The following is a 24,641-nucleotide window of genomic DNA, read 5'->3' as shown; positions in this document are numbered from 1 at the left end:
CCCAAACCACTCCATACCAGCTTTGCTGTAATTCAATATTAAGTGCCGGCTCTTTCTGCCGATATATTTTATTAGAAAAGGAATTAATATTACCCTTTGCAAACGATGGTATCATTGTTGTTATATTATTTTGATTTCGGTGTACTTTTTAACAGCACCATACCTATAAAAATTAGAATTATTATAAAGGAATTTGCCAGAAAAAAGAGAATATTGTTTAGAAAGTACATATAATTTCCTCTTTGGGTGACATATGCCAAATTCTCAGGTAATTTGTAGCAAAACCAAAAGTTATTAACATTAAATTTACAGCAAGAAGGGAGAACTATGTTTAATAGCATCAAAGCCAAAATGACATTAATTATTTTACTGGCTACTTTGGTAATTTTATTGTCCATAAGCTGGTTCAGTTATAACCAAATGGCTGCGGTTTTGAAGGAGCAACTTGTCGCTGCCGCCAATAATGGCGCCATGCATAATGCCGAGGTAATTACCAACTGGCTGCAGGGTATACAAAACGAGGTGATTACTTTATCAAAGATACCGGACATGCAAAGCATGGATTGGAAAAAACAATTTTATTCGTTGCTGGGTGCCAACGGTACCGGCGGTATGGAAATGTTTATGGTGTCGGATACCTCAGGTTATACCCACACCACTTCCGGGGCGGATACAAATATTGCGGATCAGGAATATTTTCAGAAGGTTTTACAAACCGGTAAATCTGTAATATCCGACCCCGTATTGAATGAGGCCTCCGGGCAAACAGTTATTGCCGTGGCCGCCCCTATTTTTGCATCCGATAATTCCGGTGAACTGGTTGGTGTTATTACAGCCACCGTAAGCACTAAGTACCTTAACATCCTCGTGGAGAAAATGAAAATCGGGGGTAACGGTTACGGGTTTATCGTCAGTAGCAGCATGAAAATAATTGCGCACCCGGAAAAGCAATGGGTAAATAGCACCAAAATTTGGGAAACAAGCGACACCTTAAAAGCACTGGGCAATAATATGGTTTCAGGGAAAGCGGGTTACGGCCAATACAGCGTGGACGGCGTGGATAAAGAGCTGGCCTACGCGCCCATAAAATTAACAGGTTGGTCCATTGCCCAAACTGCTGATACCGCCGATGTTATGGCGCCACTTGACAGGTCCAAATCATCAGCGATAAATATAACGTTGGCGGCCGTTGCGCTTATGCTGCTGCTATCTATTGCCATTGCCAATTACATATCCAAGCCTATCAAAGCTTTAAGCAGTATGGCAGAATCTGTAGCACAGGGTGATCTGACCGTTAAAATAAACAATATTGGCATGAGAAAAGATGAACTCGGTGTTTTAGCCGCGTCCTTTGACACGATGGTGGAAAACCTGAGATCAGTGCTGGTAAGCATTCGCAACAGCTCCGACCAGCTGTCTTCACATAGCCAGGAATTGGCCTCCAGCAGCGAACAAGTGAGCGCTACCATTGAAGAAGTAGCCAGTACTACTAATGAAGTAGCCGCCACTTCCGGTCAAAGTACTGAAAACGCACAAACTGCCGCTCGAAAATCCGGGCGGGTGCAGGAAGTAGCCGTAACGGGTAACCGGGCTGTGCAGGAAACCATAGACAAAATCAACTCCATATCCGATGTCTCCCGGAATGTGGCCAATGCTATCCAAAGGCTGGGGCAGCAATCCGGTCAGATCGGGGAAATTATCAGCACTATCACCAGCATAGCAGACCAAACCAACCTATTAGCCTTGAATGCGGCCATTGAAGCCGCCCGGGCCGGGGAGCACGGCCGGGGGTTTGCTGTTGTGGCTGAAGAAGTACGGCATCTGGCCGAGCAGTCCGCCAACGCCGCCGGGGAAATTACGTCCCTGATTAATGATATCCGACAAAATGTAAGCGAAGCAGTAAAAGCCATAGAGCTTGGAATCAATGTAGTAAATGAAGGAGTTCAGGTGGCCAATAACGCCGGCGCTGCATTGGAGCAGATTCAAAATGTAGTGGAAGAAAATACGGCAATGATCCAGGATATTGCCACCGGTTCCGAACAAGTCAACTATGGGACCCAGCAGCTTACTGCGGCAAGTGAGCAAATTGCCGCCACCGTACAGCAGGTGTCCGGCGCCGCCCAGGAAATGGCCAATATCGCCGAGGAATTGCAAAAACACGTATTGACATTTAAAATAACGGAAGAAGAAAAGAATGCCGCTCCCGATTTGCCACCCGAAGACGCGGCAACCTCGAAGAACCTGTTGCCGGAAGATGATTTAAATCAAGAAAGTATGTAAACCAGACACTCCATATAGGATAATGCTGTATCTATAATCAATAAAATAAAAGTCTCGGTATTGCCGGGGCTTTTTATTAATTCCGGCATTATGCCCGGCTTTATAGCTTCCGATCCGCTCTATTTTCATTCCGCCATAAAAATTAGGGAAGAATAATATTTATATAACCTTTGGTTTTTAAGAAAGGGTGAGAGCAATGCAGCCAAATTATTTGCCCCGTTATCGTAACATACTATCCAATAAAATATTACAGAACAAAGTTGAGCAAGCTCGCAAACACCTGACCAATTGCAACCTGTGCCCGCATAATTGCGGGGTGAATCGTCAAGAAAAAATTGGTTTCTGCCGCGCCACGGATAAAGTAGTGCTTTCCAGTTATGGCCCGCATATGGGGGAAGAACCGCCACTGGTTGGCAGACACGGTTCCGGTACAATTTTTTTTGGCTACTGTAATATGCGCTGCGTGTTTTGCCAAAATTGCGAGCTTAGTTTTGGTGGAGAAGGAGAGCTTATCACCAATGAACAGCTAGCGGATATTATGTTGGAACTGCAAAACTTCTACAAGTGCCACAACATTAACCTTGTAACCCCCACCCATTTTGTGCCGAATATTCTAGAAGCGTTATTGCTGGCGGCAGAGAAAGGGTTAATACTTCCTTTGGTTTACAACTGCGGCGGTTATGAAAAAATAGAAACTTTGCAACTATTGGATGATGTAATCGCCATCTACATGCCGGATTTTAAATATCACCAGGCTGAACGGGGAAAAAAGTATTCCGGTATAAAAGATTACCCTGCCATTGTCAAAAAGTCGCTGAAAGAGATGGACCGCCAGGTGGGAGGTTTAAAAACAGACAACCAGGGTGTTGCTTACCAAGGCCTGATTGTCAGGCATCTGGCAATGCCGGGGGGCTTGGATGACACTAAAGTAATTTTGAAGTTCATCAAAGATGAACTGTCACCGGACTGCCTGGTCAACCTAATGGGCCAATACTTTCCTGCTCACCAGGCCTATAAGTATGAGGAATTGGCCCAAAGGCTCAGCCCCGGTGAATACCAAAAAGCACTTGATTATGCCAAAACACTGGGGTTAAATTTGATTAGGCCATAAGCCTCCTGGCCTTGTTGCTGGTTGTTCCGGCTCTTTTACCAGGCGCCAAATTTCCATCGCGTAATAAAAAGCATTGTACTGATCATTATTCTATAGGCTGAATAGTATGCGAGCTTCCACCGGCGGAATTTCTTTTTAACGGCGGGCGTGGCCGAACCCCCCGTTAAAAAGAAAAAGGCTGAATTTTCTGGCCGACTTTAAGTTAGCACAGTTCAATACAATGATCAAGTAAAATTTTATAAAAAACAAATATAAATCTTTTAATTTGCAGAACTTGTGAAAGCACCCGGCACCTTATTTTAATTCGATGCATCCACCAGGTCAAACCAACAGTATGTTTTATTTATTTTTCTTTAATTGTCTTTAATATTTCTTTAGACATGGCTCTAGCCCTTGCCGCTGTTGGGCTGCGTGATTTTGAAAGTTGGTAAAATACCAACTTCGTGGTTGGTAAAATACCAACCCTCACGTTGGTAAAATACCAACCTGTAAACTAGCATATGTTGGTGTTTTACCAGCTATTGCATTCGCCAGGTCAGCAATTTACAAATTTACCTGAATACAAGAACTTCATGAATACACCTGAATGTTGGAATATTTGTTCTGTTGAATGCATGGTCGGCAAAAATCGACTAAATTTTCTGCTGATTTTTGTTTCCAGCAATGGTAATATATACTTAACCACCGGGTATATTAACAAACCCACAGGAGGGATTAATTTTTTCCGAAGCCACGGCAGGGCTCTGGCCAAGCGCCTGACCGGGAGCATAAGCGCTAATTAAATAGCAAAGAATTTAAAGTTTACCATCGAAAAAACCTACCCGCCGCGTATATAAAATTATTGGCAATTATATGCAGAGTATTATATGTAGCGGGGGTTTATTTTATAATGCCTAAATGTCCTATGTGCGATTATGACAATATTGCTGATAATATCTATTGCGGTCAATGCGGGTACCGGTTGGGGACCGGTGCTGGCAGCAGCCTGAACCAGGCGCTCTACAAAATAAAAACAGCAAATTTAAAATCTGTCATCGGCACTGCAGGACTGTTGCTCCTATTGTTTGCTGCCGGGTTTGGTATAGCTAACAGCGCTTTATTTTTAGCCATGGGCGGCAGGCAGGACAACCGGGCTGCGCTGGAAGACACAACCGGTGCCCAACCGGTAAAAAAAATTGCACCGGAACAGAATGGTGTTCAGGAATCTTTTAACCAAGAGGACCAAGAGGAAATTCAAACGGAAAATCAGACAGAAAGTCAAGAGGCTAGCCAAGAAGAGAATAAAACCGAAGATAATTCCGGCAAGAAAAAAGGCCAATTAAAAAAAAAGATAGATTATAAGAAATATCAAAATAAGCGGTTTGGCTTTTCCATTGATTATCCCCGAGACTTTGAAAAGGGTGAACCCCCGGCTAACGGCGATGGCATGGTGTTTACCTCGCCGGACGGGCAGGCCAAATTAATGGCTTTTGGCTCCAACAATCCGGAGGGCAGCTCTTTACAGGATGTATTACAGGCGTCAAAAAAATCCGCCCAAACAGAAATAGCCTACCAAAAGGTAGGCAGCAGCTATTTCGTGCTTTCATGGCAAAAAGACAGCTCGATTTATTATTTAAAATCCTTCGTGGGGCGGGACTCTACCAATACATTTATTTTTTCTTACCCCCGGGATGAAAAAGATTACTACGACCCAATAACCATTCACCTGGAACCGTCTTTTAAGCCCGGAGCCCTGCAGTAAACCGGCGGACAAAAACCGGCTGTAACCCTGCCATATCACTATAAAATTTTAATAGCTTTTACTGCTATATGGTAGTATAGTTTTTCTTCTCCATTGCTGAAAGGATTTTTTCCCAAAATTTCCTTAATTCGTTCCAAGCGATATTTTACTGTATTAGGGTGAACATATAATTTTTCCGCGGTCTTGGATATGTTTTCATTACAGTCAAGATACATTTCCATGGTTTTAATTAATTCACCATTGGTTGATTGGTCATATTCAATTACCTTGGCCAGGCACTGGCGGCAGTTTTCTTTTAACTCCTCGTTGCCAAAGGATAATAGGAAAGAATATACCCCCAACTGTTCGTAATCAAAAATCCCGCTTATTCCTTTTATCTTGCGGCCTATTGTTAATGCCTGTTCCGCTTGATAATAGCTTTGGGCCAGCCCGGAAAGCTTCTCACTGTATCCCCCGATACCAATTGAAACAGCAGCCGGATACTTCGACTTTTTTACTTCGTCCATAATCTCACGGGCCAAGTAAAGAAGCGCAGGCTTAACTTCTTCAACCCGGGTTCCGTCCAGAAAGTGCGGCAAAACAATTAAACTGTCTTTTCTTGGAATGACGACATTTTTTTTATTTAAAAAAGTAACTGAAAACTGAACGTTTTTATGCAGCCTTTCCTTTATTTCCATAAATCTAACATCATCATTTTCCATATTAGAACGGTCTATATTTACCAGCATCACCACGTATTTGTCCTTTAAGTCGATGCCTCGTTGGGCCGCCCTTTGTATTATCGCCTCTTCATTATTATAATTGCCGTTTAAAAGGTCTTCCAGAAATTCTACAATCAACCTGTCTTCAATTGCCTTAATGGCGTTGTGCTTTGATACTTCCAGTGCTACAGCTGTAGCAGCATGGGATAAAGCCATGTTTATAAAACTGACTTCATCTTTATTAATATCGTCTCCCGTGGTAACCACATATCCATAGACGTCCCGTCCGACAGCCACCCTTGCTACCAGCATTTTAACTTTACGGTCGGAGTTCGTGCTAAAGTACGTCTGGATACTAAGGTTTCCCTCCTGCCAGGCCCCTTTTTCGTTGGCATGTCCATTAGAATATCTTAAAACCTCTTTGGCGCACTGGATAAAATACTCGGTGGAAAAAGCATCCGTTCCCAACACCGCCACCACTTTATAAGCGCTGTTAGATATAAAGACCGGTTTCTGGATTAATTTTTGCAAAGATGAGGCAATCTTTTCGAAACTGCCGCCGGTTAATAAAATCTCTGTAAGGTATTTATTTATCCGTTTTGATTGGGCCAGCAGCTTTTCCTGCTTGTTAACCATTGCGTTCATCATAACGGAATATACGGTACTGTATGGGATGGTTCTGGGTAAGATAATAATTGGAAAATCATATTCTTCAGCTATTTTGTATGCTTGTTCCGTAATGTTTACTTCCAATCCAACCCCCGGGTGGAGGGCCAGCGCTGCCGAGCCGGCCTCACTCAAATCTTTTACCAGGTTGCAAACTTGTTCATCGCTGGTAAAAGAACTTAGTGTGCTCATAAATAATTCCCCGCCCCGCAACCACTGCTGGTACTCAATTACCTCTAAAACACTTACTGTTTCAATAACTTTGGACAGACTGTTACCGCCGGCTTTTAAGATAGCGCCATAGCCTTTTAACAACTCTAAAAGCTCGTTAACAGTAACGCCAAGCAATGGTTTCACCCTTTCAATAGTGTTTCGGGTATAAATACCTTTCATACTTCGAGAAGCTATTCTCTCATTCTGACTCCTAAGTAATTACCTGGTATAATTCTTTGTTTGCCAGTTAATAACCTTTGGATAAAAATAGGCGAAGATGAGATTGCCGCGCTGCGCTCGCAATGACAATAGCCCAGATTGCCCGGTGGGACAGGTACATTGTCCCCCCCCCCGCCTGCAATGACAAAAACGAAAAACGCAAAAGGTATGGCCTTTTGCCATACCTTTTGCCGGCCTTTTATATGGTTTTTCGCATTTTTTCTCTGAGTTCACCGGTTTTCGCCCGTTCAACTTCCAAAGTATCAGGATCCACGACCACTCCGTAATCATTGGCAGCCTCTGCAAGGGTAATATATTCATCTTTAATATCCTGCCATACTTTCTCCACCGGACGTTCCAAGGGATCCCCGTAACCGCCGCCGCAGCCGCTGATAAATCTGACCAGGTCTCCTTTATACATGGGGTAATTGGAGAAGGTCGCAGCCGCCACCGGCTCCGAGCCGTCAGCTTGATGGACTTCAACAATGTTAGGCGAGCCATCCGCGCCACCGGCAAAACCCCAGGGCGGAAACTGGTACTTGCTGGCGATGGTGGTCAGTTCGCCGTTGGAATTAAGCAGCCGGTAGTCTCTGATCAAGCCGCAGCCGCCCCTGAATTTACCGGCGCCTGTTTTAGTATTTAAGGCGTACTGCTCAACAATAATGGGGTATTTATACTCGGCAACCTCAGCCGGAATCACAAACGTTTCACCGTCCCCAATGGCCACCAGCCCGCTTTCCCCGTCTTTATTGCAGCCTGCTCCCCAGCCGCCCGCCTGGGGCTCGCAGAGCACATACGGCTGTTTGGTCTCATCTTCGATCCCGGCTAAAATAGTACCGATAATACTTAAAAAGTGACCGGCCGTGATCCTTTCCGGCACCACGGGGGCCAGGGCTTTAGCCACCAGGTCGGTGAGATGTGACGTCGCCTCCCAGTTGGTTGACACGGGAGCCGGGCGCACCGCGGCAAACACACTGCCTTCAGGCGCGATCACCTTCAAAGGAGTATAGAAACCTTCATTGGGCTCGGCGTCAGGGTTCAATAGGGCGTGATAAATAATCCTGCTCGCGGAAAAGGCGCCGTATTTGCAGCAGTTGATCGGTGCGGCCACCTGGTCCCCTGAGCCCGTCAGATCCACGATAAATTGATCATCGGTGATAGTAACTTTAACTTTAATCGGCACATTCCCCAAATTGTTGGCGTTGGCGTCTATATAGCCATCGGCTTCAAAAGACCCTTTGGGCATTTTGGCCAGCTCTTTCAAGGCCAGTTTTCTGCCGTTGTCCAGTAAGTTTTCAATGCTTTCCAAAACAGCCTCTTTGCCGTATTTATTAAAAAGCTCCAAAACTCTTTTCTCGGCAATACGCAGTGAAGCTGTCTGGGCGTATAAATCGCCCAGCGTCATATCAGGTGTACGGCAGTTGGCCGCAATCATATCCCTGACCGCCTCATTGAGTTTACCTTCCTCGTAAATTTTAATGACCGGGAACTGCAGTCCCTCCTGGTAAATCTCAGTGGCGTTGGTAGACCAGCTGCCAAGGTTTTTGCCGCCGATTTCATTCCAGTGCCCCTTGTTGGCCGCAAAAGCGACAACTTCTCCTTCAAAAAATATCGGCAGCACCGCCGACACGTCGCAAAGGTGCGTGCCGCTGCCGGTAAACGGGTCATTGGTCAGGATGATATCCCCCGGCTTTAATTGTTCGGTGCCGAATTTATCAAGTGTGGCGGTAACAGAATAAGTTATAGCGCCTAAAAAAGCGGTCACACCGTTGGCCTGCCCGATTAGATTGCCCTTGCTGTCGGTTAAACCGGCGGCATAGTCCAAAACTTCATAAATAATTGTGCTCTGGCTGGTCCGGCCCCAGGTCAGAAACATTTCCTCCGACGCCGCAATTAAGCCCTGAGCTATAATTTCTCTGGTAAAAGGGTCCACCTTAACCTTTGCCATCTCTACACCCCCGTATCAATGATCATATTACCGTATTCGTCAACAACCAGGGACTGCCCGGGGTACAGAATTGTCACCGACGTGGTTTCTTCAACGGCGGCCGGCCCCTCGATTTTATGGCCCGGTCCCAATTTAGCCCTGTCGTAAACACGGCATTTCAACCTGCCCTGCTCGTCAAAATCAATAACTCTTTCTCCTTTAAAAGCATCGTCAATAGCACCGGCCACCCCCATTTTCTTGATCTCCGGCTTTTTAACCGTGCCAAAAGCAGTTAAATTAAAATTAACAAACTCCGTGGAGGCAGCTTCCAAACTAAAGGTATATTGCTGGTGGTGATTGCGGTCAAAAGCCTGTCTGATTAAAGGCAGATCGTCCTCTTTGATAATACCGCCGCCAACCGGCGTTCTAACCGTGTGCTCTTGCCCGATGTACCGCAGGTCGGCGGTCCGGACAAAAACCACATCCTCCGGGGCAATGCCCTGTTTTTCATAGACTGCCAGCGACTCTTGCTCCATTTCCCGGTAAATGGCGTTGACTTTTTCCAGATCACACCCCGCCACCGGCATGATTTGCGTTTGAATGAAATCCTGCCTGAGGTCGGTCATTAACATACCCCAGGCGGAGAAGGTTGCGGGATAATTAGGAACGATCAGCTTTTTGATTTTCAACTCTGCCGCCAGGAAAGGCCCGTGTATGGCGCCGTTGCCACCCTGGGCCACCATCGCAAAATCTCTGGGGTTGTAGCCCCGGCGCACCGAAATTAGTTTTAAAGCATTAAGCATATTGTAATTGGCCGTTTTAATTACACCCAGTGCTGCTTCTTCTACGCTGATGCCAAAGTAGTCGGCGATGGGCTGCATGGCTTTTTTAGCCAGCTTGATGCTGATTTTGAATTCGCCGCCCAGAAAACTGTTGGGATCTATTCTTCCGGCAATCAAGTTGGCGTCGGTTAGAGTGGGTTTCGCGCCGCCCTGGCCGTAACAAGCCGGGCCGGGGTCCGCACCCGCGCTTTGCGGGCCCACTTTTAACACGCCCACATCATCTACCCAGGCAATACTGCCTCCGCCGGCGCCAATTTCAATAATATCCACAATGGGGGTCTTAACCGGGTAGCCCGCAAATTTAGGCGTCCACTCCAATTTGTAGTCGGTAGTTACCTTTACCTCACCTTTACTGATCAGCGAGGTCTTAGCCGTTGTGCCGCCGATATCAAAAGTAATGATATTTTGTTCATCAATAATCTTACCTAAAGCGGCAGCGCCGATAACGCCGCCCACAGGGCCGGACTCGATCAGAGTTATCGGCACTTCTTTACTCCTGGCAAAGGTGGCCGTTCCGCCATTGGACAGCATGGCGTGCGGTTCTATGCCCAGTCCCATTCCTTCCAAGTGCTGCTGCAGCGTATCAAGATATTTGGTTGCCGCCGGTTTGACAAAAGCGTTAAGTACGGTTGTGCTGGTACGTTCGTATTCACGCCACTCTTTAATTAGGTTGGAGGAAATAGTAATTTCCACTCCCGGCAGCTCCCGGGCTAAAATTTTGCCCACCAAGCGTTCATGTTCAGGGTTGGCGTAGGAATGCAAAAAGCATACGGCTACGGCGCTGACGCCTTCTTGGGCTATTTTTTTGGCAATTTCCACGACTTCTGCTTCCGATACAGGTTTCAGCACCTCACCTTTATAATTAAGGCGCTCATTTACTTCAAATCGTAGGTGGCGGGGCACATAAGGCTTTGGTTTTTTATAGAAATAATTATACAGGTCGGGCCTGTTGGCCCTGCCGATTTCCAGCGCATCCCTGTATCCGCCGGTGGTGACTAACGCGGTTTTAGCCCCCTTCCTTTCGGTAACTGCGTTAATTACCACGGTGGTGCCGTGGACAAAATACGAGGTGTCTTCCAAGTTAATACCGGTTTTTTTGGTGGCGTTGATTACACCGTTGGCAAAGTTGTCTGGTGTGGTATGAGTCTTTTCTTCAATTAGTTGACCTGTTTTTTCATCTAAACAAATAAAATCAGTAAATGTCCCACCAATGTCTACTGCAATTCTTAAACTCATAGTCAGCCCTCCCTGTCTTAGTTTTCCGGCACCGTAAGCGGCGTGACGAACCACAAAATTTTTGTTTCTTCCTCCGCGATATTCACGTTTAGATGAGGTTGTCCGCCGGGCATGAACACTAAATCCCCCGTTTCAACGATCTCGCTGCCCCGGTCGGTTTCAACCCTGACCTTGCCGCTTAAAATATAAAAAATTTCCTCTGAAGCGTGCTGTGAATAACCGGTCTCAGGCAATCTCTGCCCCGGTTGCAGCACCGCCATTCCGGCCTGGCAGTTCACCGCGCCATGTTCTTTGTGCGAAATCAACAGCTTTAAAGGCTGTTCATTGTTATTATCAAAATGGCACTTATCTTTGCGAATAACCTTCATATAAACGTCACCACCTTTCTTTATGCAGAATATTCTATGCCAATTTATATTTTAGCGGATCTCCAACCGGCAATCATTATCCGCTACCGCTAAAACCTACCGCGCGGCTTTGTCGATCTTCAACAAAACATCCTTCTGCGCGCCATAATTACAAAGCAAACAATTACAATTCAATCAATTCTCTGGGGAAATTATTAAACCGGCGGGGCCCGTCCTCGGTTAAAGCAACGATGTCTTCAATGCGCACGCCCATTCTGCCCGCCAGGTAAATTCCAGGTTCCACGCTGAAAACCATTCCCGGCCGGAGGGGAGTCAAATTACCTGCAACTAAATACGGCTCCTCGTGGTAATCCAAGCCAATGCCGTGTCCGGTACGATGAATGAAATAATTCCCGTAACCGGCGCGCTTAATGGCATTGCGGGCGGCCTTGTCCACATTCTGGCAGGCAACTCCGTTGGAAACCGCTTGAAAACCCGCCTCATTTGCTTCCTGAACCGCCAGATAAATCTTTTTGCTTTCCTCACTGGCTTTGCCCAGACAAAATGTCCGGGTAATATCTGAACAGTAACCCTGCAGCAAAGCCCCAAAATCAACAACAATAAAGTCGCCTTGTTCAAACTTTCTGTCACCGGGGTGGTGGTGCGGTAAAGCGCCATTGGGACCGGATGCCACAATGGGCTGAAAAGAAATATCGTCTCCGCCCAGCACTTTAATCCTGTTAGCTATAAAAGCCGCCAGCTGTTTTTCCGTAATGCCGACTTTTATTTCCTGCATTACTTCCTTCATTACAGCGTCGGCCAGTTCCCCGGACAGCTTCAGCAAACTCAGCTCAATCTGATCTTTGCCTACACGGGCCCGGCCCATTATTTTTTGGGCGGCAACAAACTGAAAACCACTAAAAGCCTGCATAATCTGCAGCAAATGCCCGGCCCACATTCTATCATCAACCGCCACCCGGCCTTCCCGGCCTGCAACCGCTGCCCTGACCAGATCCACCGGGTTTTGGTTGTCGGCCCAGGTCAGCAATTGATGACAGACCCGGATCTCTTTAGCTGTTTCTCCGTACATTTCGGGCAAAATCAATGTTATTGGCCCTTCCGCCGGCAATACGGCCACCTGTAGGCGCTCGTCGGCCACAGTTTTCAACCCTGTCAGGTAAAACATATTGGTTGTAGGAGCTAACACCAGGTAATCAATATTTTCCTCAAACATTAATTTTTTAACATTAGCCAGTCTTTTGGCGTAGATATCCATACGTCACCTCTATATAAAATGATCTTCCAGTAGTCAGAATTCAGGAGTCAGGAGTCAGAATTGCCGAACCCGGTTTTCTTATTCAGAAACAACTCCGGCAGAATTTATCGGTGTCTGTGTGTTCACCACACGCCGGGCGGACAGGGTCGTCCGCCCCTACCTTTTTCATCATTATGATGGTGCTGTATCAGCGGCATGGTTATCTATTCCGACTACTGACTACTGACTACTAATCGTTATTGTTCAGGGTAAATTCGGCTACTTTGACAACCAATTCATTTAGAAAGGCTATAAACTCAGCTTCATCAGTCATAACTAAATGCTTATTTTCATCAATATAATCTTTCAGCGAGACTAAAAAATCGTCCGACCTACCTTCTTCCATTAAAATGCCAATTAATCGACTGGCCGTATCCACAAGGCGCAAAGGGCCATATAATTTTGGATCCACAACCAGTTCCTTGGCGCTGCTTACTACGTAACCCAGCAAGTCATAATAAGCTTCCTTATTACCCGGGTTATTCATTGTCCGCCCCCCCACCTTTCCCAATGTATAACTTCTTCCAACGGCCTTCTGCGGGGTGCGTTGGGAATTTTTTTGGGGTAGCCGGTGATAATCAGCAGTTCCGGAGAGATGTTTTCCGGGAATTCAAGCAGCACGTGGATCGCCTCTTGGTCAAACCCCTTGAGCACGCAAGTACCCAAGCCCATCGCATGTGCCTGCAGCAGTATGTTTTGCGAAGCCATAGCCACATCAAAAAGTCCCATTAAATCACGTCCTAGCTCTCCCCCTTTGGCGTAGGCGCGATTTTTGTCCAGGCAGACAAAAATCATGGCCGCCGGGACTTCAAACAGTCCCGGGGAAAACCGGAGCACTTTCTTCATTTGTTTGCTGTCTTTTATGACAATAAATTCCCATGCCTGTGCGTTGCTCCCCGACGGAGCCCAGCAACCGGCCTCCACCAGCCGGCGGAGCATATCCTCTGAAACCGGTTCATCGGTAAAAGACCTGACACTTCGCCTGGCTTTAATTACATCTAACAAATCCATTATCGCTAAAGCCCCCCAGTCATTTCTTTTTATCCCAGAGTCCCGGCGCATGATATGTTTCCTGCAAGCGCCATTCTTGAATTTCAGCTGCCGGCGGCGTTTCGTAGGCCCCCACCTTGCTTGTCTGCCAGCCGAACTTATTCCTTACTTCAACCAGGAATTCGGCGTGCTTAAACGGCGCCAGCACTACGTCAATAACCGGCACACCTAAAAACTCCTGCAGTTCTCGATAAAACCCAAACTGCATCGTGCAGCCCAGGATAACGGATTCCGCCCCGTCTTCAGTTACAGCTTTTTGCGCCTCTTTTTTTAAGCGACTTTCAGTATGCGCCTCATCGGCATGGAAATCCAGAACACCAAGCTCCAGGGACCGGAAGGAGGCCAGTTTTTTTCCGTAACCATATTTCAAAACGTTGCCGCGCATGGCCGCAATCCATTTTCTTCTGCCGACAATAATGGAAAAAGTGTCCCCCAGCACAGACGCCAGCTGCAAAGATGATTCGGCTGGGGCTGTTACCACCATGCGGTCGCAAATTTCTCTTGCTTCATGCAAAAAAGGATCATAGAAACAGCCGATTACCGCTGCATCGTAGCCGTCGTTTTCCGCTTGTTTAATCGTATGCAGCAGATCAACTCCCACCAGGGCCTCATAATAATGATATTCCAGGTGTTTGGGGCCCTGCTTCAGCGATATTACATCAACTACTGTTTGCTCTTCCCTGGCGCCGTTAAGATAATTTTTAACTTCATCGTCCCAGGCGGCGTGGCCAACCGGGTTAATGAATAAAATTCTTTTTCCGCTCATTTTTATAGCCTCCCAATACTTCACATCTTTGCGCAGGCATGACAGCGCACAAAATGGCCTGAAGCAGCTTCCACCATCACGGGGTCTTCTTGGGCACACAGCTCGGTTTTATCCGGGCATCTGAGGTGGAAGCTGCAGCCCGGGGGAACATCCACCGGGGATGGAATTTCACCGGTGGAAACTACTTTTTGTGGTTTTAAAGCTTCCTCTTCTTCCGAAACCACCGGAATTGAGGAAAGGAGCATTCTGGTATAAGGATGCAGCGGATTTTTGAAAAATTGCACGGTATCAGCCATTTCGCAAACCTTTCCCAGGTACATGATCGCCACTCTGGTGGCAATGTTCCGCATTAAACTCAAGTCGTGCGTAATAAATAAATAGGTTAGACGTTTCACTTGCTGCAGTTTTAACAGCATATTAATTATTTTGGCCTGAATAGAGACATCTAGGGCTGATGTAGGCTCATCCAGAATAACAAAAGAGGGATCGGTAGCCAGGGCCCGGGCTATGGATACCATCTGCCGCTCTCCGCCGCCCATTGTTGCCGGGGACTTGTACATATAATTGGGAGATAACTCAACAGTTTGTAATAGATCAATAATCTTCTGATCCAAATCCCCGTTTTGGGCCAGGCCATGCACCTTTAAAGGCAGCTCCAGAATTTGTTTAATGTTTTGCGAGGGGTTTAAAGATGACCCGGGGTCCTGAAAAACAATTTGCAGGTCTTTTTTTAAGCCAAGCGAACGCTTGGCGCTGCTGACGCTGATGTCCCGATCTTTAAAAAGAATCCGGCCTCCGGAGGGCTTGTACATGCCCATGACCGCATAAGCAAGGGTGCTCTTGCCGGACCCCGATTCCCCCACCAGACCCATGACTTCCCCTTGATTGATGGTCAGGTTAACCCCGTCCACAGCCTTCACAAATACTTGCTTGCCATTGGACTTATTAACTAAAAAATATTTTTTTAAATCCTTAATCTCCATGATCGGTTCGGTCATTTTATGCCACCTCCTTTGCTACACCTGAAAGCATGCCACCTGGTGGCCGTCTCCCAGGTCTGCCAGATTGGGTTTTTCTTCCCGGCACCTGGCAACAGCCCGGGGACATCTGGGATGGAAACGACAGCCGTCCGGGGGACGCAAATAGTCCGGTATTTGCCCGTAAATCCCCTCGGCCATGCCGCCCCCCGTTAATTTGGGCACAGATTCCAACAAGCCCAAAGTATAAGGGTGCAGGGGATTGCGGAACAGCTCGCCGGATTTGGCCACCTCCACGATATTGCCGGCATACATCACATAAATGCGGTCCGTCATTTCGCGGGCCACACCCAGGGAGTGGGTAATCATAACCAAAGACATGCCTTTCTTCTCTACCAGCCCCCTGAGGAGTTTATGCACCTGGTCCTGAATGGTAACATCCAGAGCCGTCCCCGGTTCGTCGGCAATAAGCAGCTCGCGGGCTGTTACTATAGCCATGGCAATGCAAATCCGCTGTTTCATGCCGCCGCTGAGCTGGTTGGGATAAGAGCTCATAATTCGCTCCGGGTCGGCTATATACACTTCCCTGATGGCCTGCATGGCCAGGTTTTTAATATTATCCTTTTGCTTTTCCGGTTTGCCTAACCCGGAAAATTTGATTACATCGGTTATTTGCGTTCCCACGGTGAACACCGGGTTTAATGCAGCGGCGGGTTCCTGAAAAATCATGGACACCCCGCTGGTGCGAACTTGATGCAGCTCCCGCCGGTTCATTTGCAGTATATTCTTTCCATGGTAAAGAATTTGGCCCCGGGGCGTATGCGCCTGGCCTTCCGGGAGTATTCTCAATACCGACCGCATGGTGGTGGTTTTACCACAGCCGGCCTCACCAACCAGTCCAACCTTTTCCCCCTGGTGGACAAAAAGGTTCACACCGTCCAAAACCTTGGAATACCCTCCGTAGGTGCGGTACCAAACATGGAGGTCTCTGATATCCAGTATTGGGTTACCCACGGTCATGTTCCCCCTTTGCCAGCATATCTCTAATACCGTCACCCAACAGGTTAAAGCCCAGGATAATAATGATAATGGCCAGTGACGGGAATATCGTCATCCACCAGAGATCCGGCATATAACGTGAACCGTCGGAGACCATTTGTCCCAGAGCAGGGGTGGGTGGCTGCTCACCAAGGCCGACAAAGCTCAAAGCCGCCCCCAGCAGAATTACCCAGCCCACATCCAGGGCCATCTTGGTGAAAATTGGAGACAGACAGTTGGGCAAAATTTCCCGGAACAGAATGTGAAACTTGCCGGCGCCAATCAGCTCCGCTGCGGTAACGAAGTATTCATTGCGCATCGAGGTGGCCATACCGTAAACCAGCCTGGTGTACCACGGCCACCACATCACTGTAACTGCAATCATGGCATTGGTTAAGTTGGGCTTTAACACCGAGCTGATGGCCAGAGCCAGAATCAAAGGAGGCACCGCCAGGAAAATGTCAGTCGTACGCATAATCACAGTATCAATCCAGGTTCCCTTGAAATATCCGGCCAGCAGGCCAAGAATAACACCTACCGGCAGCGAGATGACCAATACCAAAAAAGCCATGTACAGCGCCCCGCGGAAGGCGAAAAAAATCCGGCTGAGAATATCACGGCCAATATTATCGGTACCTAACAAGTATGTTGTCGAAGGCGCCAGATTGGCATGCTCATAATCGACAAAACTGCCGGCATGTTCCGGAAAGGGGGCGACATAAGGCGCAAAAACAGCAACCACCACCACTGCCAGCACTATCACAAGCCCGATCACAGACAGCTTGTTGCGCGAAAACTTATACCAGTTTTTGCGCAAGTTCTCTTTATACCTGGTGGCTGCTGATGGAATGTTGGCCTCAAATGCTGTTTGCGTATTAATATCCATCATACTTTTCCTCCCAACCGGATCCGCGGGTCAAGATAGGCCACAATCAGATCAACTATGATATTGACGATGACAAAAATCACGCCAAATACAATAATTACGGCGGAGATGGCATTTAAATCCTTACGCAGCATGGCCTCCATGCCATAGCGGGAGATGCCCGGCCAGTTAAAAATCACCTCTACCAGAAAAGCGTTCCCCATTAATGAGGCGATGTCCAGACCCATAACAGACACAGCCGGAATTAACGACGGCTTTAAAAGATACTTCCTCATAATAATGCTGTTGGGTATACCGTACCCGACCGCTGCCGCAAGGTAATCTTTGGACATATTATCGGTCATCGCCGACCTGACGATCCGCGCTTCCTGAAACAGCGGTCCCATAGCCAGAGCGAGCGCCGGCAGGATTAAATGCTTCAGCGCATCCCAAAAAGCGCTTAAATTACCTGTGATTAAGCTGTCAACAGTGATTAAGCCTGTAATTGTGGGCGGGGGCAGGATCTCCGGGCTAAGCCTGCCCAACACGGGAATCACCGGCCAAATATAACCAAAGAGGAGCAAAAACAATACAGCCAGCACAAAAGCGGGAACCGCGACTCCGGTATAAGCCATCACCCGGATAACGGTATCCACCCACTTATTTCTGTACCTGGCAGCCAGGGTTCCGAAAATAATCGAGAAAACAACTACAAAAATGGCGGCTATCAATGCCAGTTCAAGGGTTGCCGGCAGAAATTCCTTCACATCGTCTGTTACCGCCCGTTTAGTGGTTAGTGATTTACCCAAATCACCTACCACCACTCCTTTAACCCAATAATAGTACTGTGCGGGAAGTGGCTTATCCAGGTTCATCTCTTGCCGCAATTCCTCAACGGCGTATTGAGGGGCCCTTGGACCAAGGGACATGCGGGCCGGGTCGCCGGGTACGACCCTGGCGATAATAAAGATAACTATTGACAGCCCGAGCAGGACAAAGATTGATAAAAACAATCTTTTTAGAATGTACGAACGTAAATCCATAACAACCTCCTTTTCCGCGACAAGGCAAATAAGAGACAAACCATTAAAAGATTATGGTGGTTAACCTCAATTTTTAAGGATCAAGGGAAACCACCATATTCCTTTTACTTATTGTGAAAGTACTATTCAGGTATTTTAGAATGCAGGAGTCAGGAGTCAGAATACTTATAAACGATAAGCTGTTCTTCCCTCATTCTGACTCCTGTCTCCTGACTTCTGACTCCTGAGCAATTACTTTTGAGTTGCTATCTTGTAATCATGGTAATAGAAATTGTAACCCATTACCGAGCTAACCGGTTTGCCTTCTTTATTTAATTCCGCTCCCGGCCACTGAATATAATCCTGGAAAGCTCTCTTTTCAGCCTGGTCAAATACCCAGATAGTTGGGCAAAGATCCACTAGCTTTTCCTGGATTTTTTGGTATTTGGCATAGCGTTCATTTTCATCCAGAGTAACAAGGGCATCTTCGATATCAGCATCAATTTCAGAGCTCTTGAGCCACTCGCCTTGTTCCCAGGTACCTGTGGAATTGGAATGATAGCGCGATTCCAACATCGAGCCGGCCTCGTTATAATGCGGAGCCACAAATACTACGCTGGCATTGGGCGTATTTTCAGGAGTGGCCACCTGGTCAACAAAAGACAGCCAGGGAGTTTTCACGATGTTGACTTTAATGCCTAGCTCAGCTGCGTTAGCCTGGAATAACAGCGCAATTTTCTCTTCATCCGGCACTTGGGCAATCCAGACAATGTCTACGGGATATTGATCAAGCTCACCGGCGTATTTTGACTGGGCCAGCTCTGCTTTGGCCTTGTCCAGATTCCGTTCATACTGAGGCAGGTTGGGGTTGAATCCGGGCAGGTTAAATTGCACCGGGCCCTGAGCTTTTTTACAACCCGGGAACAATTTTTCCACTACCGTTTGGTAATCAAAAACATAAGCAAGCGCTTTGCGGAAATGCACATCATCAGTTGGCGCAATCTTAGTGTTAAGCATAATGTTTAACATGCTGCCGGTAAATCCGGCGTCAATGGACACACCGGAAATGTCATCCAGTGCTTTCAGAGCTTCTTCTGTCTGCCACTGGTCGGTTTGCTCCAACTCCTGGCGGGTCATTAAGGTACGCACGGTAGGTCCGGCGGTGGTGCCGATTATTTTAATGGCTTCCGGCGCGCCTTCTTCCCAGCCGCCCCAGAAATCATTAAATTTTACGGCCTGCAAATATTCCTGCTTCTTCAGCTCTTTAACCATATAGGGACCGCTGCCAGCATCATTGGACACCAGCCAGTCTTTGCCGTAATCACCCATGTCACCGTACGGCCCCTGCTGAACATTGGCCATGACCTGGTCTTGGTCCAGAATATACAGTCTTACCAAAGTGGAAAGAAACGGGCCGAACTTCTTATTTAAAGTAAATTGAACTTTATACTGGTCCAGGGCCTTGGCTTCTTTAACGACATTGGAGAAAAGATAGCCGTAACCTTCGCCAAGGGTTATCATTCTTTGCATGGAGAAAACCACATCATCGGCCGTCAGCTCGTCACCGTTGTGGAATTTCACACCCTGCCGCAAGTTAAACACCCAGGTCAACCCGTCTTCGCTGGGCTGCCAATCAGTTGCCAGCCATGGTTTTAAAGAACCGTCATGGGCAGGGAAAACCAGGGTATCGTAAATATTGGCAAAAGCAATGGAGCTGGCATAATCGGAACCGACTCCCGGGTCAATATTGGGGACGTCGGAAGCGGTGCTTCTGATAATACTTTCCTGACCGGCCGCTGTTGCATCCCCTTGCGCGTCTTGATTATTATTTTCCTGATTGCCCCCGCAGCCGGTTATCAATAATGCAACCAGTAAGACCAATATAGCTGCAAGAGTCCATTTTTTGCTCTTGGACAAGTCTTTTCCCTCCTAATTTTAATATTTACTTAATTAGGTAATTCACACAAAGCACACACCCAGATACCCCCAAACAACACACTAACTTCCTAATTTAATAGCGGCGCAAAATCAATTTAACACCAGACTACCAGTTCACCTCCTATATAATCGCAATTTTCAGAAATTGAAGTATTTTAACCCCATTTCACTATTCTTGTATACAGTATTATCAACCGGCATTATGAAACATTGATTGATTTTTAATTTATAATTTAGTTATAAAGAAAGTATGAATTACGTTAAAAATCTTAGTCAGAGGCCAATCCTGTTGATAAATGTATATTATTCAGAGTATACGCCGCAGATCCCTTTGTAGAAAACTCACAAGATTTTGTCCCAAATTTTAGCTAAGTTTAACAATAGGTTGTAAAACAGCGGAGACAACATGAAAATTAACATAAAAAAAGAGCACCTATCCCCCAAATTGTGCTTCGAGAACTGGTGTTCCGCAAATTTTCATTGCGATGAGCGAAGCGAAATGCCTACAACATCATTAGAGCGCGTGATAGAAAACCGTAAATTTCGTGAAGATCTCTGCTATTGTTTTACTTACCGGCCAGCCTTTTGGCAAATTCCAATTGCATATTGATAATCTCCCGCAGTGCCGCCGGCTTTACGCCGTTGGCAATGGCTTTTTCGATTACGCCATTCCATTCCAGCTTGGTTTCTTCACTAAGGTATAGGTATTCACGATAAGTGTTTAATGATGGAGCGTCTTTCCAAATCCTAACCACCCGGCCCTGGATTTGGTCTCCGGGCTGCAGCGCAATATCCTGATAGTTGGGATTTGCCGCCCTGATATAAGGCTGGCCGTTTTCTTTGACGAAAAATTTTAGGGTTGTTTCATCATTATTTAAAAGCACTACTACAATTTGCCCCGGATAGGGGTTTTTGTCTTCTTTGCATATTACAATGTCCCCATCATTGATACCTGCGCCGATCATGCTGTCCCCTGTAACCTTTAAGGCAAAGTCCACATTGCCCACCAGATCCGAAGGGATTTCAAGGTAACCGATGATGTTTTGCTCGGAAAGCAACGGGATGCCCGCTTTAATCTGGCCCAGTATCGGCAGTTTGTGGCCGGGCACAGCTGTTGCCGAATTATCCAGCGCGCACAGTACGGCCAGACGTTGTTTCCGCCCCAGGGGCTTGTCACCGGCAATGATTTCTGTCTTGTCATCTTCCAGCACATGCAGCAAATCCAACTTTCTTTCTTCCCGGTCCAGCAAATAATCTACAGAAACAGCGAAAAAATTGGCCATCCGTTCCAGGGTTGCATAATCCGGCGCGCGCCGGCCGGTTTCGTACATGGCTAAGGTACTGGGAGCGATCTTTAATAATTTAGCCAGCTCCCTTTGGCTAAGCCCGGTTTTATCGCGGCATATACGCAAATTTTTAGGCAAACCTTTTAACTCCATTTTCAACCACCACTTTTTAATAATACCATATTATCCCATTATCTATAAAAACTAAATAACCGCTCACTACCAGTGATTATACCATATTTTTACTTGACATGCTTACATTTTGCGAGTAAAACATCTTTAAAACGTTCACGCTTCTCAAGGAAGTGATTAAATGAAAGCGCAAAAGCAAACGATATTTTTTGGGCCACACTACTCACTTATTGCGACTTTGTAAGACCCAGCTTAATTAACAACGGGGCCATTATTCCACCGTAAATAGAATAATTAAAATCCGGGACCTCCCGCTGGGGAATGAAGCTGCCTAAAATACTCACTATGGTTATAACAGATAAAAGCAAAATCCCCAGCCGCATGGACCCCCAAAAACATAGCAGGTTTTTTGACGGTTTTTTTCATTGGCATCATCATCTTCAACCGGCCCCCCCCTGTCGTTGTGCCATAGCGTTTTTCCAGTATTTTTTATTGTTTCCATATTCTCTTAAAGTATTATAGTAGTTTAGCTTTAACAAAAGCGGCTTGTGAAGTGAAACGCTTTGACGGGCAGTTTGATGTAATATTTAACCAAGTCAAAAAAGCGCAGCGAAAAAGCGCGTCCGGGTTATTGCCCTAAAACGCGCTTTTTGGTAGATAACACCTAATTTTTAACACTTAATTCGAAATACTTATTCTTCCCACTTTAGTTCAAATACTGTTGGTCCGCAGTAGTCGGGGCACTGCACTTGAATTTTTTCTTTAAAACCCATTTGTTCTGCCGTTACCCCTTTTCTAAAAGCGAATATATAGGGGAAAATAGCTTGCATTGCCATCAGGCAGATATTTCCGCTTCTTTCTTTATCAACTAAGGCATCATTAATAAAAATTTTGTCCCCGGGCTGATAGTGGCCGCAGGCTGAACTTATTACTTCAACAATAATTTTTTCCATAACCTTCCTCCATTTTCTGCTTTTTGTTAACCCAAACTGGTTTCTATGAAAGATTTTTTCTCATTAATAGAAGTTTGACATGCGGCCTGCATATCCTTCAATTGGCGGCGGTCAACAGAAAAACGTGTTCAAAAATTACCGGTCTGTGAAATACGCCTTGTTATACCGGCTGCCCTTCTCCATTCCAGCCGCGCAGGCGGTAGTACTCGGACAGCATGTACCGAAAATTGTCCTCGGGTAGAACGTCCCCGTTTTCCAGAGGCTCCCGGTGGAAGCGCTGCGGCAGTAAATCATCCGCCATACTGAGTCCCTGGGACAAGTTAAACAGCCTGGTGGCCCTGACAATGCCGCCGGCTAATTCGCGCAGCTGTTTCTCATCCGTACCAAGGCCGGTGGTCAGATTGACCAGGTTGACCAGATCCCCCCATTGCACCAGATCACGGTAAAAGCGGCAGAGGATCAGTGTGTCGTATATGACCAGCCTATCCTCGAACTCAATAAACAGTTCAGCCTTACCTGCCGTGGTCTTGGGGTCAATCATGCCCGACAGTTCCGGCTTATAAAAAGTAGACCGCAGGTGGCAGGCGCCACGAGGTGAGGTGGCGTAGGCCAATCCCATGCCGTGCAGCACTCGCGGATCGTAGCCCGCCGGTTCCATCCCCTTTACGTGAATGGCCAGCTCGGGCACTCCCAACTTATCAGCGGCCGGACGGACGCCTTCGGCCAGCAGGTCGCCCACTCCGCGGCGGTGCGCAATCCGGGTTACCAGGTCGGCCACCCCGTCCACGTCACCGTATTCGAGCTTTTCGTCCAGCACCCCCCTGGCCGAGGCGGCCATGGCGAAGGCAGCCAGGTTGCCTGCACTGATGGTGTCGACCCCCAGCCGGTCGCAGAGATCATTCAGGAAAATGATTTCCGCCAGGTCATTGATACAGCAGAGGCCGCCGAAAGAATAGATGGTTTCGTATTCCGGCCCCTCAACCGCCAGGCCCGCGTGCCTGCCCCTGGTCACCCTGGTCAGTTTACCGCAGTTCATAAAGCACGGTGCACAGGTTTTCGGCTGTACCTCGAAGTTTTCCAGCAAGTAATCCCCGGTCAGTGACTCCCATCCGGGCAGTTTGCCCAAAGTCCAATACTTGGACGGGAACCCGCCCACAGTATTCATCAGGGAAACCAACTGGGGTGTGCCATACTTGCGGTATGTATGCACCCCGGGGTTATCCCTGCCCTTTTGCACCAGGGCGGCAACGTAGTGCTTCAACCCGGCCCCGTCGGCGGGCTCACATCTGGCGCTGCCGTGAAACACCAGGGCTTTTACTTTCTTGGCCCCCATCACGGCTCCCATCCCGGTGCGGCCTGCCGACCGCCAGTAGTTGTTTTCAATACAGGCAAAGCGCACCAGGTTTTCGCCCGCCGGACCAATCACCAACGCCTGGGCGCCTTTAACCCCCACATGCTCCAGTACCGCGTCTTCAGCGGCATAGCAATCTTTTCCCCACAGCTTTTCAGCATTATGGAAGGCTACGCAGCCGTCGCTTATTTCCAGGTAAACAGGCTTGTCCGACCGCCCCTGGATGATGATGGCATCGTAACCGGTCTTGCGCATAACAGACGCAACCCCGCCACCGGAATATGACTCTCCGTACAGGCCTGTTAAAGGAGACTTGGCGAATACGCCGTAGCGGTTGGACCCCGGAACCGCCGTCCCGGTTATGGGGCCCGCAGTAAAAATCAAACAGTTGTCCGGACCCAGAGGATCGGCGCCAGGCTTGACATTTTTTATCAGCAGTAGTGTGCCCAGTCCCTTGCCGCCCAGGCAGCTGGCCAGAACTTGATCAGAAATTTCCTCCACCCGGAAACTGCCGCCAGTCAGGTCAATGCGCAGCAAACGCCCGTAAAACCCATGCATTTCGGGTTAATCACCACCTAAAATTCAGTCGTCATCATTAATTGGGAACATTCCTAATCTGGGGACATTCCTCCACCGGAGGCGTGTCTCCTTGCCCTTGTTTCCCT

At 47.4% G+C, this 24,641-nt stretch carries 21 protein-coding genes; 3 read left to right on the top strand and 18 right to left on the bottom strand.

Annotation, left to right across the window (positions count from 1 at the left end):
* Window positions 1–327: 327 nt before the first annotated feature.
* From BM056_RS07375 to BM056_RS07360, 3 genes are all read left to right on the top strand, one after another.
* Entirely contained in the window at window positions 328–2,280 is a 1,953-nt protein-coding gene (locus tag BM056_RS07375; RefSeq protein WP_092470244.1) for a methyl-accepting chemotaxis protein, read from the top strand.
* A gap of 196 nt (window positions 2,281–2,476) precedes the next feature.
* Window positions 2,477–3,391 carry a radical SAM protein gene (locus BM056_RS07370; RefSeq protein ID WP_092470242.1) on the top strand — a complete coding sequence of 305 codons (915 nt, stop codon included), beginning with the start codon at window positions 2,477–2,479 and terminating at the stop codon, window positions 3,389–3,391.
* A gap of 904 nt (window positions 3,392–4,295) precedes the next feature.
* Window positions 4,296–5,132 carry a hypothetical protein gene (locus tag BM056_RS07360; RefSeq protein ID WP_131820739.1) on the top strand — a complete coding sequence of 279 codons (837 nt, stop codon included), beginning with the start codon at window positions 4,296–4,298 and terminating at the stop codon, window positions 5,130–5,132.
* A 38-nt stretch (window positions 5,133–5,170) separates the two neighbouring features.
* Here BM056_RS07360 and BM056_RS07355 read toward each other — a convergent pair whose 3' ends face one another.
* From BM056_RS07355 to BM056_RS07280, 18 genes are all read right to left on the bottom strand, one after another.
* Entirely contained in the window at window positions 5,171–6,892 is a 1,722-nt protein-coding gene (locus BM056_RS07355) for a PucR family transcriptional regulator (protein WP_092470236.1), read from the bottom strand.
* A gap of 238 nt (window positions 6,893–7,130) precedes the next feature.
* Entirely contained in the window at window positions 7,131–8,879 is a 1,749-nt protein-coding gene (locus tag BM056_RS07350) for a hydantoinase B/oxoprolinase family protein (RefSeq protein ID WP_092470234.1), read from the bottom strand.
* Between the two features lie 2 nt (window positions 8,880–8,881).
* Window positions 8,882–10,936 carry a hydantoinase/oxoprolinase family protein gene (locus BM056_RS07345; protein ID WP_092470231.1) on the bottom strand — a complete coding sequence of 685 codons (2,055 nt, stop codon included), beginning with the start codon at window positions 10,934–10,936 and terminating at the stop codon, window positions 8,882–8,884.
* A 17-nt stretch (window positions 10,937–10,953) separates the two neighbouring features.
* Window positions 10,954–11,304 carry a cupin domain-containing protein gene (locus tag BM056_RS07340; RefSeq protein ID WP_092470228.1) on the bottom strand — a complete coding sequence of 117 codons (351 nt, stop codon included), beginning with the start codon at window positions 11,302–11,304 and terminating at the stop codon, window positions 10,954–10,956.
* Between the two features lie 163 nt (window positions 11,305–11,467).
* On the bottom strand, window positions 11,468–12,559 hold the full coding sequence (locus tag BM056_RS07335) for a M24 family metallopeptidase (RefSeq protein ID WP_092470226.1): 1,092 nt from the start codon (window positions 12,557–12,559) through the stop codon (window positions 11,468–11,470).
* Between the two features lie 229 nt (window positions 12,560–12,788).
* The gene (locus BM056_RS07330; protein ID WP_092470224.1) at window positions 12,789–13,085 is read right to left on the bottom strand and encodes a DUF6092 family protein; all 297 of its coding nucleotides are present in this window, start codon (window positions 13,083–13,085) and stop codon (window positions 12,789–12,791) included.
* Complete coding sequence (locus tag BM056_RS07325; RefSeq protein ID WP_165613421.1) at window positions 13,082–13,609, bottom strand: nitroreductase family protein; 528 nt, start codon at window positions 13,607–13,609, stop codon at window positions 13,082–13,084. Before BM056_RS07325 ends, BM056_RS07330 begins: the two co-directional genes overlap by 4 nt.
* Before the next feature lie 19 nt (window positions 13,610–13,628).
* Entirely contained in the window at window positions 13,629–14,414 is a 786-nt protein-coding gene (locus BM056_RS07320) for an aspartate/glutamate racemase family protein (protein ID WP_092470220.1), read from the bottom strand.
* Between the two features lie 20 nt (window positions 14,415–14,434).
* Window positions 14,435–15,412, bottom strand: coding sequence for an ABC transporter ATP-binding protein (locus BM056_RS07315; protein ID WP_092470218.1), 978 nt, complete (start codon window positions 15,410–15,412; stop codon window positions 14,435–14,437).
* An 18-nt stretch (window positions 15,413–15,430) separates the two neighbouring features.
* The gene (locus tag BM056_RS07310) at window positions 15,431–16,411 is read right to left on the bottom strand and encodes an ABC transporter ATP-binding protein (protein ID WP_238456348.1); all 981 of its coding nucleotides are present in this window, start codon (window positions 16,409–16,411) and stop codon (window positions 15,431–15,433) included.
* Window positions 16,398–17,318 carry an ABC transporter permease gene (locus tag BM056_RS07305; RefSeq protein ID WP_238456347.1) on the bottom strand — a complete coding sequence of 307 codons (921 nt, stop codon included), beginning with the start codon at window positions 17,316–17,318 and terminating at the stop codon, window positions 16,398–16,400. The genes BM056_RS07310 and BM056_RS07305 overlap by 14 nt, the downstream gene beginning before the upstream one ends.
* Window positions 17,315–18,337 (bottom strand): ABC transporter permease, encoded by a 1,023-nt coding sequence (locus tag BM056_RS07300; RefSeq protein WP_092470214.1) that lies wholly within the window; start codon window positions 18,335–18,337, stop codon window positions 17,315–17,317. The genes BM056_RS07305 and BM056_RS07300 overlap by 4 nt, the downstream gene beginning before the upstream one ends.
* A 231-nt stretch (window positions 18,338–18,568) precedes the next feature.
* Window positions 18,569–20,233 carry an ABC transporter substrate-binding protein gene (locus BM056_RS07295; protein ID WP_092470212.1) on the bottom strand — a complete coding sequence of 555 codons (1,665 nt, stop codon included), beginning with the start codon at window positions 20,231–20,233 and terminating at the stop codon, window positions 18,569–18,571.
* Window positions 20,234–20,820: 587 nt separating this feature from the next.
* Window positions 20,821–21,693, bottom strand: coding sequence for a helix-turn-helix domain-containing protein (locus BM056_RS07290; RefSeq protein WP_092470210.1), 873 nt, complete (start codon window positions 21,691–21,693; stop codon window positions 20,821–20,823).
* Between the two features lie 206 nt (window positions 21,694–21,899).
* Window positions 21,900–22,016 (bottom strand): cytochrome c biogenesis protein ResB, encoded by a 117-nt coding sequence (locus BM056_RS27625; protein ID WP_165613420.1) that lies wholly within the window; start codon window positions 22,014–22,016, stop codon window positions 21,900–21,902.
* Window positions 21,967–22,116 (bottom strand): hypothetical protein, encoded by a 150-nt coding sequence (locus BM056_RS26130; RefSeq protein ID WP_165613411.1) that lies wholly within the window; start codon window positions 22,114–22,116, stop codon window positions 21,967–21,969. The genes BM056_RS27625 and BM056_RS26130 overlap by 50 nt, the downstream gene beginning before the upstream one ends.
* Window positions 22,117–22,364: 248 nt before the next feature.
* Entirely contained in the window at window positions 22,365–22,625 is a 261-nt protein-coding gene (locus BM056_RS07285) for a TIGR04076 family protein (protein ID WP_092470207.1), read from the bottom strand.
* 160 nt (window positions 22,626–22,785) lie between these two features.
* Window positions 22,786–24,534, bottom strand: a complete 1,749-nt coding sequence (locus BM056_RS07280; protein ID WP_092470205.1) for an aldehyde ferredoxin oxidoreductase family protein — start codon at window positions 24,532–24,534, stop codon at window positions 22,786–22,788.
* Window positions 24,535–24,641 lie beyond the last annotated feature (107 nt).

The sequence above is a fragment of the Desulfotruncus arcticus DSM 17038 genome, from assembly GCF_900113335.1.
Lineage (GTDB): Bacteria > Bacillota > Desulfotomaculia > Desulfotomaculales > Desulfallaceae > Desulfotruncus > Desulfotruncus arcticus.
Note: the sequence above shows the minus strand (reverse complement) of the source record. Positions and strands in the feature narration are given on the sequence as shown.